The sequence below is a fragment of the Paenibacillus sp. FSL M7-0420 genome, from assembly GCF_038002345.1.
Lineage (GTDB): Bacteria > Bacillota > Bacilli > Paenibacillales > Paenibacillaceae > Paenibacillus_AQ.
Window position 1 is genome coordinate 3,288,072 of record NZ_JBBOCJ010000001.1, and the last position, 15,745, is coordinate 3,303,816.

Sequence of the window (15,745 nt, forward strand, 5' to 3'; positions counted from 1 at the left end):
TAAATCGCCCTATATGCCGCTGAATCTCTATTTAGAATACAGTTAGAAGAGGAAAGCCTTCCGTGTCACTGTTTTTAGTTGCACAGAATACACTTATCTCTAAAGGGTACGCTATGAACAGAAATACATTGTATTAATATCTAATAATTCATAGCGAATTGCAAGGGAATATTAGCTGTAACTGTAAAAAGGGTTCCGCCGTCCGCAGAGCGATCTGCGGCAGCGGAACCCTTTTGGATTCATGGTTATTTCAAGACCAGTACGCCAAATCCTTCCATCGTATAGCTGCCCGACAGGGTCTGGCCGCTTAAGAGATCCGTCTTGGCTGTCTTAAGCACAATCTGTGCCGGTTCTTCGCTGTAGTTGAGCAGGAAGGCGACACCGGAAGAGGCGTCTTCCCCCGTGGCACGAATCTGAAGTTCAACCTCTGGCGGCAGCTCCGCCCAATCGGCGGCTGGCGAGACCAGTCCCAGGCTGCCAAGCATCTGCAGCACAGCAGGCTCATTGAACACGGCGCCGTAATACCATACTTCGCCTTTGCCCCGGGTGTTGCGGGTTACCGCCGGCTTGCCGGCATAGTAGTCGGTCGCATAGGTTGCCATGACCTCCACACTGTCCTCTTCCACATGCAGGATATCATTGAAGGCATCTGCACCGGTCAGCGCCTCAGGTTCATGATTCCAGCGGATGGAGGTAGGCTTGCGTGTTCCTTTGACCAGCGTGAATTCTTCCACGGTTACCCCGCACATCTCCTGTGCCGCTCCGGGAAAAGGCCGCATGTAGCATTGTCCGGTAATATCCTTGTAGCCTGTGCGGCAGCCGAAGACCAGCTTTCCGCCTTGTTGCACATACTGGTCCAGCAGGGCCGCCGTATCATCGGTCATAATCGCCGGATGCGGGTAGACCAGCACTTCATAACGGGCAAGCTCTGCAAGGGTTGTATGGCTGCGCAGGTACAGAACGTCATTCGGAATATGCTTCCGCTGCAGAGCCTTGAACCATTCCTTGTTGCTCTGCCACATGAACGGGCCATGCCAGACATCATATTCCCCGTCCCACTCATTGTCATAATCACGCACGATAGCAACGCTCGCCTGAGTCCGGCTGCCGATGAACTGCTGCCCGATGCTTGCCAGCTCGCGGCCGATCTGCTCCGCTTCTCTTACCCGCCGGTTAGGCTGGTTATGGTAGTCGTTCAAGCCATGCCAATAGATCTCATTGCCCATGGTGGCGGTCCGCCAGCGGAAATAGAGCAGCATATCAGCGCCGTGGGCGACCGACTGGTAGGTCCACAGCCGCATCTGTCCCGGCTTCGGTGAAGGCATGTCCAGCCGGTTGACCCAGCCCCCCGGACCGGATTGCTGCTCCATGACACAGAAATTGCTGCTGACCGAACGTACTGCTGACAGGGACAGTCCCCAGCCGCGGTCAAGCATCGGGTTCACCTCAGACGGATCGAAACCGATGGTGGAGAACTGCGGATACGAGTCATAGCTGAAGAAATCCAGCAGCTCGTCATTCAGCTCATGGCTGTCCAGATGTCCGAACAGCCCGTTCGTGGTAACCCACTGGTTAGGGGCCAATTCCCGAAGGATATCTGCCTGGATTTTGGCGAAATGGATGGTGTTATCAGAGATGAAGCGCTTCTCATCCAGAGCCTGGTGCGGATTCGGCTGATTCGGTGAAGGAGTAGGCCGGGTGAGGCAGACCTGTGACCAGCTCGTATAGGTCTGATTCCAGAACACCGTGCCCCAAGCCTGATTAAGCTTGTCCAAGGTGACATACTTCTCCTGCAGCCAGAGGCGGAAGGCCTGATGATCACTCTCCGAGTAGAATACATTGATCTCACAGTTCAGCTCGTTGTCAATCTGCCAGCCGACAACACCCGGATGATTGCCGTAATGTTCAGCAAGCTTCGTTACAATCCGGGCACAGAGCTCACGGTATTTGGGACTGCTGTAGTTGTAATGGCGGCGCATGCCGTGCTGTAGCGTCACACCTTCATAAGTAACATTCAAGGCCTCAGGATACTTCTCTGTAAGCCAGGCAGGCGGAGTAGCCGTAGGCGTTCCCAGAATAACCTTCAGCCCGTAGCTGTGTGCCATGTCGACCGCACGGTCAAACAGATCGTATTGAAACACGCCTTCCTCCGGTTCAAAAATGGACCAGGCGAACTCAGCCAGACGAACAATGGTGAATCCGGTTTCAACCATACGCCGGTAATCGTCAGCCCACATGGATTCAGGCCAGTGCTCGGGATAATAGCAGACGCCCAGTTCAAATCGTTCTGCTGCAACAGGTTTCTTCATCTTAACCTCCAAGTGTAAAAATATGCTTTAATTAAGCTACCAATCTATTGTATTATCAGCAGTGTATCCACTTATATAACAGAATATTGCTATAATATCATTATATTGCGTGCTTGATTCAGCGCAGGGCAGGAGGAGATTCACATGAGAAAACACTGGGTTCTGCCGCAGCCTGCTTATGCCCACTATGTATGTTATCCGGAGATGCTGGGGCATTACAGCGACTTCCCGGAGCATGCAGAGCGCAGAAGCGAGGGGTTCCTGAACAGCTATAATCTCCACATGGTTTTCGGGGGAGAAGGGTATGTATTTCAGGGAGGGGAGCGGATATCCATGAGGCGGGGCAGCGGCTTTCTTTTTCCCAGAGGGGCTTATCAGCAGTACGGTTCTGATCCCGGCGCCGCCTGGGATGTGCGCTGGATGCACTTCGCCACGGCGATGCCTCTGCCTATGCTGGAGGAGGCGGATCAGTCACGCGGCTACTTCTTCACCTTCGATCCCGGTACCGGTTATGAAGCGCTCTTCGAGGAAATGTACCGGCTCAGTGCAGGCTATGAGACCCGGAGTGAACCGCGCCTCTCCACACTGCTCTATGAGATTCTGGTTACGCTGATGCAGAACTCCGAGCCGCTCCACGGCTCCGTTCCGCTGGAGATCCGGCATTCCATCCGGCTTACCGCCGACAGGATCTATAGTGAATGTGAGCGGCCCTGGACGCTGGAGTCTATGGCCAGACTTGCCGGTTATAGCAGCTACCATTTTCTCCGCCTGTTCCGCAGCATTATGGGCAAGACGCCGAACCGTTATTTGAGCGATTGCCGGATGGCCCGGGCGAAGCTGCTGCTGGCTTCAACCAAGCTGTCCGTTGCGCAAATTGCGCTGCAGAGCGGCTTTCAACAATCCAGCTATTTCATCAAGGTGTTCAGACAGCTCGAAGGGATGCCGCCGAACCAATACAGACGTTCCTTCAACTCGTAGAATCAAGCCTTTTTAGGACCAAGTATTAAGAAAGTTTGTTACATTTATGGCAGAGTTCACGCCGCGATAGCCTTGGTTAGGTGACAGAAAGTTACAAATGGATACAAAGGGTTACAAAGTGGATACAAATTCCACGCGCCAAGCAACTATACTATTGCTAGTAAATACATCTGGAGGGAAATAAATGAGAAAGTATAGAGTTACATATGCTGCATTGCTGGTGAGTTCACTTGTTGCCGGCCAGGTGGCTGGCAGTATCAGTGCGCCTGCTGCACATGCAGCCCCGGCGGCGAAGGCCCCCGCAGTATCCGCTCCGGCGGCATTCAAGTTCAATTCCGTTCCCATGGGTGCCGGAGTGACCGCAGTACTGGAGAATATCAACATATGGAGCCAGTCCAGCGGAAACATATTGTCATACACACTTAAATATACGAATTCCGGCAATTCAAGCGCGAGTCTGATGCATTATTTCTCACGTGTGGTCACTCCGGGAGGATCAGTGCTTCCGGGTAATCCCTTAGGTGCGGACGCCCTGAAGAAGAAGGTCGGCGCCAAAGAAAGCCTTAGCGTGACCTATTATGTAAATGTGGGACAAACCTCCTCCTTGCAGGGGATCAAAATCTCGATGCTGGTCTGGGATGCCAAGACGAAGGGGTATCTGAAGCAGACGGGATCTTTTGGAGTGCCCGCTAATTATTCAACTACGGCTGCAGTTGGAACAAGCCTAAGTACAGTCATGAACGACATTCCCGTCGCGGCCAGTGCAGACTCCCTCCAGCTCTACAAATACAGCGGCAAGGTCTATGCCAAAGTAGGGGTCAGTCTGACCAACAAGGGCAATAAAGTCCTCAGTGATCCGGGCTATTCGGCGTATCTGGTATCTGCGAGCGGCACCTCCTTCGAGCTGGCGCTGAGCGGTACCCAGGCGGATTACAAGATTCAGCCGCAGGAGAAACGGAGCATATATTATATTACGGAAATCCCGGCCTATCTCAAAACAGATAATATGAAGCTGCAATTCACGCAGAGGGACGAGACCACGAAGCTGGAGCTGGCTAAATCTTCTTATAAGCTGCCCGCAGCAAGCTCGCCTAATCTGGTAGTGGGCAGCGGGGTAGTCAAAAAGATTGTAGTCAATAACAACACGGTAGACACGCTGCTCCGCAATGCCAATGTGTACGCACAGGATGCAGATGCGGTATGGACGTTCCAGATGCAGCTTAAGAATACCGGCAACAAGGCGGTAACCCTGCCAAGCTACGACCTGGCGGTCAAATCGGTGAAGGGCAAGGTTTTTCCGGTGAATGCCAAAGGTGTAAGCGGAGTAACCCTCAAGCCGCTAGAGACCAAAATTGTACCGCTTACGGTTCGCGTACCGCTTGAAGTCGATCAATCCGGATTGCAGCTTATGATGATCGAATCCGTAGGCGCAGAGAGCTCAAGTATGCCTGAACCGAGCGGAACCGGCGAGACAACCGGAAATACCGGGAATACCGGAACGCCGTCCACTTCGCCTCCTGCAACACCGACTGCCAAAATGGTTTTCCCGGTAGCCTATTTCGTCATTCCTTATGCCCTGCGTACGGAGGTAACGACCGGCCAGGAGTATATGACCACGAATTCATACGGTTCGTTCTCGTACAGTATAGAGTCTCTGCAGCGTTATCCTTGGAGAGATGATGATATCGTAGCTGCCAGACTGAGAATCACCAATACCCAGAACGTGTCTCTTACGCTGCCTGAGCTGAAGGGAACCATTAAGCTGGATAAAGAAAACCTGCCCGTGACTACAGAGCTGTATATGGACAATAAGGATTCTTCTGTCCTTGCGCCAGGGAAGTCGGCGGATCTGTATGTACTCGGCAAAATCGCCTATACCTCAGAGTTTCAGAATATGCGGATTGCCCTGAACGGCACACAGAATTCAGAGACCGTTCCGTTCCTGGATGTCAGCGTCAACAACTCGATTAACAGTATTCCGACCATCGAGAAGGGCAAGAGCTACACCATTAGCGGCAAAGGCAAAACGGCCAGTGTACAGGAGAACCGGACAACGATCTATCAAGGGGAGAGCCACAATCTGGTGTACACAGAGCTCTATCTGAGCAGTGAGGAGAAAAGACAGAGCAAAATGGCCCGTCTCCAGGCTTACTATAAGACCAAGGACGGCCAGTATTTCGAAGCGGGCACCAGCCAGTCGGAGAACAGCGCGTCTCCGGATGCCAAGCAGCTCGTGGTCCTGTGGGCCAAGGTGCCTAAGGCTACGGACCTCGCGGATGTCTCACTCTACCTCGGTTCCGGTATCAAAGAGGGTAAGCTGATCGAGGCCAAGGAAGAAGCCACCGGATTCGTCAATGTGGCAGCACTTCAGCTGAATCCGCAGGCTAACGTACCGAAGAATACGCTGGAATCAACGGCATTATATCCTTATACGATTTCTGTTATCACCTCTGAAGGCAAGCGGATGAAGTCTTCGGATACCCTGGACATTACTATGAACTACAGCCTGAGGAAGGATAATCTATATGATGCAGGCGTTCTTGAGCATAAGCTGATTCTGCAGATTACCGATCCGTTCGGCATCGCTACCGAGAAGGTCCTTACACTGGGCACAGACCTGATTGAAGGGACGAACAACCAGTATTCCTTCTCCCTCAGCAGACCTGTGTATAAGACGATGGACGGCGGCGCTTATAAGTTAGCCTTCTATGATGAGTTCCAGGGCGAACGGCTAATGCTGGGCAGCCAAGCCTTTGGGGTCACTAATGTGGTTCCGAACAAGACAGAGGAATAATCTTCATCCGCTCAACTAAACCATTCTTATATTTAAAAAAAGGAGCAGCTTCCATGTTGCGTGTTGAAGATATTACGCATTCGTACAAAAGCGGTAATGAATGGACCTCCGTTCTTCATAAAATCAATTTTGCCGTCAAAAAAGGAGAAATGGTTGCCCTGCTGGGCAGTTCAGGTTCCGGGAAGTCCACGCTTCTCAACCTGATGGCCGGCTTGATGAAGCCCACGGAAGGTCATATCTACATTGCTGATCAGGACATTGTGAAGATGGGCGAGAATAAGCTGGCCGAGTTCCGCCGCAAGAATATCGGATTTATCTTTCAGGCCTATGAGCTGATTACCAGCCTGACGGTCCGCGAGAACGTGGAGCTGCCGCTGGTCTTCCAGTCAGTCTCTCCCAGGGCCCGCAAGGCCAAGGCGCTGGCGCTGCTGGAGCAGGTGGGAATTCCCGACAAGGCGGATCTCTTCCCCTCGCAGCTCTCCGGAGGCCAGCAGCAGCGGGTCAGTATCGCCCGGTCGCTGATCACAGAGCCGTCGGTCATCTTCGCCGATGAACCGACGGGGAATCTGGATTCCAAGACCGAGGAGGAGATTATCAGCATTCTGCTGAACCTGAACCGGACGATGAAGACGACTTTTATTGTCGTTACTCATGAATACAAGGTGGCTGAACAAATGCAGCGGATTTTCACGCTGAAGGACGGCTTCCTGGTCACTGAATCGCAGACAAAACCGCAAGCAGAGACAGAACCGCAGATAGAACCCCCGATAGAACCGCAGCTTGAGCTGCAAAAAGAAGTACAGGTTGAAGAGCAAATCGCTGAGGAAGCTGAACCGCAGACCATGGTAGAGGTTGAAGAACAATTAGCTGCAGGAGCTGAACAGGAAGCTGTAGAGCCAGTACCGCAGACAGCAGGAGCGGATGAAGATCCGCCAGCTGAGGAACCTGAACACCAGACCGCTGAGGAAGCTGATCCTGCAGAGGGAGGGAAGCCGTGAAGATCAGAGACATTTCACGGATGGCCTGGGAACAGGTCAAACGGCGCAAGGTGGTTACAGGTCTATGTATGACCGGGATATCCATCGGCTGCGCAGCAATTATCGTGGCTTTGAGCGTAGGCCAATCTGCACAGGTCTATGTAACGGACCAAGTTAATGCCAACTTCAAAATGGATGAGATTACAGTCTCGCCCGGCGGAGGACTTCCAACGAACGGGAAGAGCGGAGGCGGGGGCGGCGGATCGGGTGAGGTGAATGAGAACCTCGACCCCGGCAAGCTGACCGATCAGAAGCTGAAGATCATCCAGGGGCTGAATCATGTGAAGGCGGCTTCGCCTTTTCATCAAGCAGGATATCTGCAGATGGTAACCATAGACAACAAGATCTCCGATGTTCAGGTCGTTGTCGCCGATTTACAGAAGCTGACGGCGTACGACCACAAGTTCAAGCAGGGAGGGGCGAATGGCCAGCTCGGATCCATTGTGCTCAATCACGGGGCTACACTGGGCCTGATTGACCTGGAGACCCGGCAGAAGCTGTTCGATCAGATGAGTGCGGATCCGTTCAACCAGGAGCTGTACCAGCAATATGACAAAATGGCCACTGTGCCTACTGAATTGTACCGCAAGCAGGTTCAGATTCAGGCGCAGGACTACAGCTCTACATCCCCGGTGTTCAAGCTTAGCTCACCCCTGCAGATCTCCGGAATTCTGGCGCTTCCCAAGGGGATGGATGAACTGCGGTCATCCTATGAGAAGATTATGTATGTGTCTCCCGAGACCGCACAGCAGCTCTCCAAGGAGCTTGCGTTCGATAATTCCACCACCAGTGTGCTAACTCTCCCGCCGGAGGGCAGCTACAACTCGATTACGGTCAAGGTGGACGATGTGGCGAACATCAAGCCGGTGGAGCAGATGATTCAGAAGCTGTCCCTGAACGCTCAAGACAATCTGTTCCAGCAGGAGATGCTGAAGGAGCAATTTGATATGATCAAAATGGCGGCTCTCGGCATCGGGGTATTCATCCTGATCATCGCTTCCATCTCCATCATAGTGGCCATGACCATGTCCACCCATCAGCGGCGTCGCCAGATCGGGATTATGAAGGTCCTGGGGGCTAACATGGGGCAGATCCGTAACATGTTCATTACCGAAGCTGCGCTTCTGGGGCTGCTCGGGGGCATGCTGGGTGTTGCATTCTCCTATCTCATTGTGATGGGGCTCAACAAGCTGGTAGGCAGTGCAGGGGACGGGATGAATTTCTTCATTCCGGCGATGAATCTGCCGGTCGGCATCTCCTTTGCCATTATGACGGGTGTACTGTCGGGGATCTATCCGGCGATCAGTGCCTCCAGAACCGATGCATTAACCGCTATTAAACGAGACTAACCCTAAGCTAGAAAGGAAGCCGAAACGATGAAGAGGACTCTAAAGAAGAGCCTGAAATGGATCATAATCTTAGGTATCATCGGAACTGCCGGTTATTTCGGATATACCAAATTCTTCAAGGCTGATGAGACCGCTGATCTGCCGCCTGAACCGATGCAGGTGATCAGCTTCCCGGTAACGGAAGAGACGTTAACCAGCTCCGTACAGATCAAAGGCAGATCGCAATACCAGAAGGAGACGCTGGTCTATGCCCCCTTTGCCTCCAAGGTTACGTCCTGGAAGGTGGAGAACGGGGCCCAGGTGAAGAAGGGCCAGGTGCTCTTCACTCTGGATCAGAGCACACTCCGAAATGAGATTGCCACGGCGGAGGCAGCCGCCCGCAAGGCGAAGCTGGAGGGGGAGCTGAATGCTTTTGTCGCGCAGCAGGAGGATGATTCCTCGGCCCCGGCGGGTACGGAAGCGGAACGGCTGAAGGCCCTGGCTGCCCTGGAGACCGCTCGTCTGAGCGATGAGCTGAACCAGGTGAACGCCGAGATTCAAGCCAAAGAGCTTACGGAGAAGAAGGCGAAGCTGGGCACTGCGGTATACCATGCTCCGGAGAACGGCATCTTCCTCTTCGACAGCAGTACGGAACGGCCGCAGACCGTCACCGACAATCAGTACATCGGCAAGATTGTGGACACGAACAAAGTAGAGTTCATAGCACAGGTCGGGGAGCAGGATATCTTCCGCATCAAAAAGGGCATGAAGGTGAAGGTGAAGATGACCGCCGTAAAAGATCTGGTCCTGGACGGGGAGGTAACCGGAGTGGCCAAATTCGCCACAACGACCACCGGACAGAACACAGCCGGCCAGCTTCCGCAATTCGAGGTGGTGATCTCCATGCAGCCGGACGAGCATTTGATGGGCGGCCTTAGCCTGAGCGGAGACGTCGAGACCTCGCGCAAAGAGAAGGCTGTTGTCGTATCCAATATCGCAGTTATCCGTGAAGGGGATCTGGCCTTCGTGATGGTGGACAAAGGAAACGGCCAATACGAACGCAAAGAGATCAAGACCGGAATGGAGACGACCGATAAAACAGAGGTGCTCTCGGGACTTAAGGCAGGAGACACCGTAGTTCTGCAATAGATAGCAGTAGTTAGCAGTAGTTGACAGCAGTTGAAAGCCCCAGACCCGGGTAATAACCGGATTTGGGGCTTTTCTGCGGATTGTAGCCTGAGTGGAGGGCGGCAGATGGATTTTGTCCACTTGTTGCTGAACGATTGGACCATTATTTCTTCTGCATAAACGGTTTACGCCAAGTCTGGATGTCGCTGTTCAGGCCAGTAAGATCAGGCAAGGGCACTGCTTCGTCCGTTAATTGATACTTGGCTTTCAATGCCAGAATACGGTAGACACTCTCGTCAATCCGTGCTTCGGAGATGCTGCCGTTCTTGACGCTGTCCAGCAATGCGGCGCGTACGGCTTGTTCGTTCTTGTATTCATGGGCGACCAGCAGGATATCGCTCCCGGCCAAGACGGATTCTACTGCCGCAGCTGGAAGGCTATAATTCTTAATGATTGCGCCCATGGTCATGTCATCCGTAATGACTACCCCTTCGTATCCCATCAATCCGCGGAGCTGCTGGCCGATAATCACATGGGACAGGGAGGCGGGCTTGTCCGGGTCGAGCTTCGGATATAGAATATGGGCCACCATTACAGCATCGGCCTTCTCCCGGATCGCTGCCTGGAATGGGAGCCATTCCAGTTCTGCCAGTTGGGCCTCTGTCTTGTTGATGACCGGCAGCTCCAGATGTGAGTCTACTGAGGTATCGCCATGGCCCGGATAATGCTTGACCACGGGAATGACGCCTTCACGCTCGAGCCCCTGCATCTCGGCAATACCGAGCCGGGTGACCAGCTCTGCGCTGCTGCCGAAGGAACGGTTACCAATCACCGGATTATCCGGGTTGCTGTTGATGTCCAGCACCGGCGCGAAGTCCATATTGAAGCCGGAGGATTTCACCGCCCGGGCAAGCAGTTCGCCCATTGTTCCGGCAGCAGCGGCATCATCTCCGCTGCCGACAGCAGCATTCGATGGGAAGGTGGCGTAGTCATCAGGCAGACGGCTAACCTTGCCGCCTTCCTGATCGACACTCATGAACAGCGGTGCGGGATTCCCTGCATTGCTCTGCTTCAGGGCGTTGGTCAGCTGCACCAGCTCCTTAAGGCTGCCGACATTATTAGAATACAGAATGATTCCGCCGACCTTATCTTCGGCAATCATCTTGCGTGCTTCAGCACCTGCCGCCTTGCCTTGGATGCCGACCAGCAGCATCTGCCCGATCTTCTCCTCCAGAGTCATTCCGGCGAGCTTCCGGGAGACCGGGTCAGGAGTGGCTGAAGCCTCTGATGACGGTGTCACTGGGGCTTCGGTTGCCACAGGCACTGGCGTCTGTGCGGCAGCCGGAGAGGCTGACACCGCTGCCGGAGGAGAGCCTTCGCTTGCCTGTTGTGCGGCATTCCCATTCCCCTCACAGCCGCTTGCCAGCAGCAGGCAGGCGGAGGCGGCAAGCAGGAGGAGAGCGCGGCGGGGTGGAGTATTGTTTATTTTTTGACGGCTGAACCATTTCATAGGGGGAATCTTCCTTTCGATTGCGGTTTGGCGGATAGGGATGATAGAATGAACAAGACATTACATATGACCTGCTTCAAGCATAATCAATACTATAGGATGAGGTGACCTGTCAATGAAAGAGCAATTAATGAACACGCTTAATGAACAAATGAATTTCGAATTCTATTCTGCTCATGTCTATCTTGCGATGGCTGCGTATTGTTCCGGTGAGAGCCTGGACGGATTCGCCAACTTCTTTCTGGTGCAGGCTGAAGAAGAACGGTTCCATGCCATGAAGATCTACAAATTCCTGAATGACCGGGACTACCGGGCCACCCTTGCGGCGATGCCTGAACCGAACAATGAGTATAGCTCCATGCTGGATGCGTTCGAGCATGCCTTCGCCCATGAGCAGCAGAATACGAAGAAATTCTATCATCTGGCGGATTTGGCCCTGGATGAACGGGAGCACGCGACCATCTATTTCCTGAAATGGTTCATTGACGAGCAGGTGGAAGAAGAGGCACTCTTCAGCAACATTATCGCCAAGCTCAAACGGATCGAAACCGACAGCAATGCCTTCTATATGCTGGATGCAGAATTTGCAGGACGTTCATTTACACCGCCAGCGGAGTAGAGGACAGCTAGAGTAACCAATCATACGCAAGCTTAGCGGCATTCTCCTGAAGAGGGGAAGCCGCTTGTTTGTGTGCGCCGACCTTGGGTCTCCATATACTTAGACTACGTTTTGCGAGAAAAGTTACACGGCCTGTCAGCAGCAGATAGGCTGCAATGTTGAACAAGGGCAAAGAATGTAGGGAGCCGCAACTTACTTCCGGGTTGCCAACTCTATTTAGCGGGGTTAACTCTTACGCTGTCCGGCAACACTGTTTCTCTAGACCCACCCGTAAGTCAGCGTGTAGTATGGAACAATACTAATCTTTGGAGGTCCTTTTTCTTGGAAAATTACAGCGATATCAAACAAAGTGAAAAAGGAGCATGGCTAAGTCTTTTAGCATACATACTCTTATCTGCCGTCAAATTATTCATAGGAACGGTGTCAGGCTCTCAGGCACTCCTGGCTGACGGGCTGAATAACAGCACCGACATTATTGCTTCCCTGGCCATTCTGACCGGACTTCGGATTTCCCGCAGACCCCCGGATTCGAACCATGGCTATGGTCATTTCAGAGCAGAGACAGTTGCCGCACTGGTTGCCTCTTTTATCATGATTGCTGTAGGCTTCCAAGTGCTCTATCAGGGTGTGAACAAATTCATTCAGCCAGCGCTGGAGACCCCTGATCTGATTGCCGCATGGACGGCAGCTGCCTGTGCTGTGGTTATGATCGCAGTCTACCGTTACAACATCAGGCTTGCCCGTAACCTGAACAGCAATGCCATGCATGCAGTGGCGCAGGATAACCGTTCGGATGCACTGGTCAGTATGGGGGCCTTCGTCGGGATTATCGGCTCACAGTTCGGCATTCCCTGGCTAGATCCGCTCACAGCCACGATTGTCGGATTGCTGATCTGCAAGACGGCCTGGGATATTTTCCGCAAAGCTACACATGACCTCACCGACGGCTTCGATGCCGGTAAGCTTGAGCTGATGAAGCAGACGGTCGCGGAGATTGATGGCGTGGAGTCGATTAAGGATATCAAGGCCCGTATTCACGGCAATAATGTATTGGTGGATACCACAGTGCTGGTGGATTCCAATCTGAATGTGGTGCAGAGTCACGATATTACGGAGGAGATCGAAGATCAGCTTAAGGACCGTCATCAGGTCTCTACCGTACTTGTCCATATCGAACCGATGTGATCAACAGGTGTACAACAAGAATAGATTACATGAATTGCCTCGCTCTCGGTGGGGCATTTTTTTGTGTTAGATAAGGCGCACTAAAGAAATTAATGAAAAGCAAAAAGAAGCGGAGGGGAAATTTGGAACTGTAGGAGCGATAGCGATGCTTTGTCACCGGATTTCTACCACGAATAGTGGTTTAAATCAAGAAACCTGGGGACAACAGCGGCCGGAAGTCCAAATGTTCACCGCAGCGACGACCAAGCTTCGAGTTCAAACCTTGAGTACGTCTTATATAGATTGGGGAAAAACATTCTTCGCCCTGGACCGGACTTGCCTGCATTCCATTAACATGTATATAATATCAATATGTTATTAACAAACGAATCTATTCACCGATTCAAGACAAGGAGAATATCCATGCCAAATCAACCGGTCAAAGGTTCTAACGGCTTAAGCGAGGAGCAATTCCTGCAGAATTATAATGCGGGCAGCTACGAACGTCCGTCTGTCACCGTCGATATGCTGATTTTCACCGTGATGGAACAGGAGCAGAATAACTACCGCAAGCTGGCGGATAAGTCCTTGCAGCTCTTGCTGATTCAGCGCGGGGAGCATCCTTTTCTGGGACAATGGGCCTTGCCGGGAGGGTTCGTGGGGATCAGTGAGAGCGTAGAAGAAGCTGCCCGCCGGGAGCTGTACAGCGAGACTAATATCGATAATATCTACATGGAGCAGCTGTATACCTGGGGCGATGTGGACCGTGATCCGCGGATGCGGGTAATCAGCTGCTCCTACATGGCGCTCGTGGACCGCAAGGCTCTGGACGTACAGGCAGGGGATGATGCAGCCGCAGCTGCCTGGTTCGACGTTTCGTACCACATTCTGGAGACCCGCCGCGAGGTGCTGGAGCAGGACGTCCGCCAGGAGACACTGGTGGAGATTATACTGGAGAGTGAGCAGGAGAAGCTAAGCGGGGTGGTCAAGCTTACCGAGACGATTCAAGGGCATGTCCGGCAGGTCAGCCGTGAGATCGTGCGCAGCACAGGGTTTTCTTTTGACCATCTGCTCATGGTGCAGTATGCCATCGAACGTCTGCGCGGCAAGGCGGAATATACCGATATTATCTTCAATCTCATGCCGCCGTTGTTCACCTTGTCCGAGCTGCAGCGTGTGTATGAGATTATCCTCGGCAAAGAGCTGCTCGCCGCCGCCTTCCGCCGCAAAATCGCAGAGCGGGTCATTGAGACGGATCAGAGCACCCGGGATGCCGGACACCGTCCCTCGAAGCTGTACCGGTATAACCGGGAATGGAATTTATTTTGAGAACGCCCTTCTGTCCGGAAACTCCTCCTTGGCCTTGTGATGTTCTTAATAGAACTTTCATAGGGAAAAGCAGACAATTAGTTATATTTTGACTATTTGATTTATGGCAAAGGACAGGGTGAGCCTATGATTAGCTGGAAGGATTCGTATGATATCGGAGTAGAAAAGATTGATTGTCAGCACAGACAGCTGCTGGTGAAGCTGAATGATTTTTTTGAAGCCTGCAGCAACCAGCAGGGCAAAGAAAAAATCGAAGAAACGCTGAAGTTCCTCAAGGACTATACCGTGGAGCATTTCGGCAGTGAAGAGCAGCTGATGAAGGATATCAGCTTCCCGGAGCTGTCGGAACACCAGAAGACGCACGCTGAGTTCGTGCAGACGGTGCTGGAACTGGAGGAGACGATCAAGACCAAGGGCGTATCCGTGTTATCCACAATCAAGCTGAACCGGACGCTGACAGACTGGCTGATCAATCATATTCACAAATGCGACAAGCTAATCGGTGAATGCATCGCGGCCAAGGGCAACCGGGCGGTCTAACTGAATGATCGGGAACAAGGAGATGCTGTAAGGCATTTCTTTTTTTATATTAGCTGCTTGGATATGAATCCTATTGTGTGTTGATAGTATCATAGTATTCAGTTTGTTTAAGGGGGAGGATCATCATGGATTGCCTGGGGTGCAGAATTGCGAACGGGCTTGAGCCTGACCTGAATATCGTCTATGAGAATGAATATATCACCTGTGTACTCGATATCGATCCCTTCAATGAAGGCCATACCCTGATTCTGCCGAAAAAGCACTATTGGGACGTCGATGAGATGGATGCGAAGACTGCAGATACTGTCATGGAGGCTTCACAGAAGCTCTCCGCGCTGCTCAAATATCTGTACCAGCCGGACGGGATCAGAATCATTGCCGACGGCGGTAAATTCAATGATCTGACCCACTATCATATGCATGTGCTTCCCCGGTATGAGGGGGACGGGCTACTGTGGGGAGAACCGCTGCACCCGGACGGAGCCGGGGAACGGCTGGGCGAGACGAGACGGAGAATGGTAGAAGCGTTAGTAGAGAGAGAACCTATGCTGAAAAAAGCGATGGACACACTAGAGTTTCTAAGTCAGGACGCGGCAGCGCGAATGGCTTATGATGCCCGCATGAAGGCGCTGAGCGATGAGCATTCCAGTATTGAAAGTGCTGAAGAAAAGGGTAGAGCGGAGTCAAGCAGAGAAATAGCTATCAGGCTTCTGGATCGCGGCATAGACCTGCAAACCATTTCCGAAGCCACCGGCTTATCGGTTGAAGACATTAAGGGACTGAGACAATAAGCAAAAGCGAAGGGTCTAATTCAGCTGGTTGCACACAGTTACACACTACTAACTACGTATCACTAATTTAAGCATTCCATGGACGGCAGCCGCAGGGCTGTCTTTCTTTTTTTGTCCAAGGGGAACTCAGGTTTATCACAGGTTGGCAGCACAGTTTATACCTGGTGAATACTTTGTGTTATGATTTGAAGTAGATAGGATAGAAACTTACTTTAAGG

The 15,745-nt window shown here is 52.4% G+C and carries 11 protein-coding genes and 1 pseudogene; 10 read left to right on the forward strand and 2 right to left on the reverse strand.

The genetic code is table 11. The features are described from left to right. Positions 1–245: 245 nt before the first annotated feature. Positions 246–2,309, reverse strand: a complete 2,064-nt coding sequence (locus MKX51_RS13980) for a beta-galactosidase (protein ID WP_340992780.1) — start codon at positions 2,307–2,309, stop codon at positions 246–248. A gap of 144 nt (positions 2,310–2,453) precedes the next feature. Between MKX51_RS13980 and MKX51_RS13985 the strand changes: the two genes are divergently transcribed. The 5 genes and pseudogenes from MKX51_RS13985 to MKX51_RS14005 all read left to right on the forward strand — a co-directional run bounded on the left by MKX51_RS13985 (position 2,454) and on the right by MKX51_RS14005 (position 9,595). Further along, complete coding sequence (locus MKX51_RS13985) at positions 2,454–3,287, forward strand: helix-turn-helix transcriptional regulator (protein ID WP_340941001.1); 834 nt, start codon at positions 2,454–2,456, stop codon at positions 3,285–3,287. Positions 3,288–3,471: 184 nt separating this feature from the next. Next, the gene (locus tag MKX51_RS13990; RefSeq protein WP_340992781.1) at positions 3,472–6,081 is read left to right on the forward strand and encodes a hypothetical protein; all 2,610 of its coding nucleotides are present in this window, start codon (positions 3,472–3,474) and stop codon (positions 6,079–6,081) included. Positions 6,082–6,134: 53 nt separating this feature from the next. Beyond that, positions 6,135–6,830 (forward strand): annotated as a pseudogene (locus MKX51_RS13995) (ABC transporter ATP-binding protein); the annotation flags it as partial. Positions 6,831–7,075: 245 nt separating this feature from the next. Beyond that, complete coding sequence (locus MKX51_RS14000) at positions 7,076–8,467, forward strand: ABC transporter permease (protein ID WP_340992782.1); 1,392 nt, start codon at positions 7,076–7,078, stop codon at positions 8,465–8,467. A gap of 27 nt (positions 8,468–8,494) precedes the next feature. After that, complete coding sequence (locus tag MKX51_RS14005; RefSeq protein ID WP_340992783.1) at positions 8,495–9,595, forward strand: efflux RND transporter periplasmic adaptor subunit; 1,101 nt, start codon at positions 8,495–8,497, stop codon at positions 9,593–9,595. Between the two features lie 142 nt (positions 9,596–9,737). Here the strand turns inward: MKX51_RS14005 and nagZ are convergent, their stop codons facing one another. Next, positions 9,738–11,084, reverse strand: a complete 1,347-nt coding sequence (gene nagZ / locus MKX51_RS14010; RefSeq protein WP_340992784.1) for a beta-N-acetylhexosaminidase — start codon at positions 11,082–11,084, stop codon at positions 9,738–9,740. Positions 11,085–11,199: 115 nt separating this feature from the next. Between nagZ and MKX51_RS14015 the strand changes: the two genes are divergently transcribed. The 5 genes from MKX51_RS14015 to MKX51_RS14035 all read left to right on the forward strand — a co-directional run bounded on the left by MKX51_RS14015 (position 11,200) and on the right by MKX51_RS14035 (position 15,527). Beyond that, positions 11,200–11,703: a ferritin gene (locus MKX51_RS14015; protein ID WP_036728710.1), complete on the forward strand. Its 504-nt coding sequence runs from the start codon at positions 11,200–11,202 to the stop codon at positions 11,701–11,703. A 321-nt stretch (positions 11,704–12,024) separates the two neighbouring features. Further along, on the forward strand, positions 12,025–12,888 hold the full coding sequence (locus tag MKX51_RS14020; RefSeq protein WP_340940993.1) for a cation diffusion facilitator family transporter: 864 nt from the start codon (positions 12,025–12,027) through the stop codon (positions 12,886–12,888). Positions 12,889–13,290: 402 nt separating this feature from the next. Continuing rightward, on the forward strand, positions 13,291–14,196 hold the full coding sequence (locus MKX51_RS14025) for an NUDIX hydrolase (RefSeq protein ID WP_340992785.1): 906 nt from the start codon (positions 13,291–13,293) through the stop codon (positions 14,194–14,196). 126 nt (positions 14,197–14,322) lie between these two features. Next, positions 14,323–14,736, forward strand: coding sequence for a bacteriohemerythrin (locus tag MKX51_RS14030; RefSeq protein ID WP_340940989.1), 414 nt, complete (start codon positions 14,323–14,325; stop codon positions 14,734–14,736). 125 nt (positions 14,737–14,861) lie between these two features. Beyond that, positions 14,862–15,527, forward strand: a complete 666-nt coding sequence (locus MKX51_RS14035; protein WP_340992786.1) for an HIT domain-containing protein — start codon at positions 14,862–14,864, stop codon at positions 15,525–15,527. Positions 15,528–15,745: the final 218 nt, after the last annotated feature.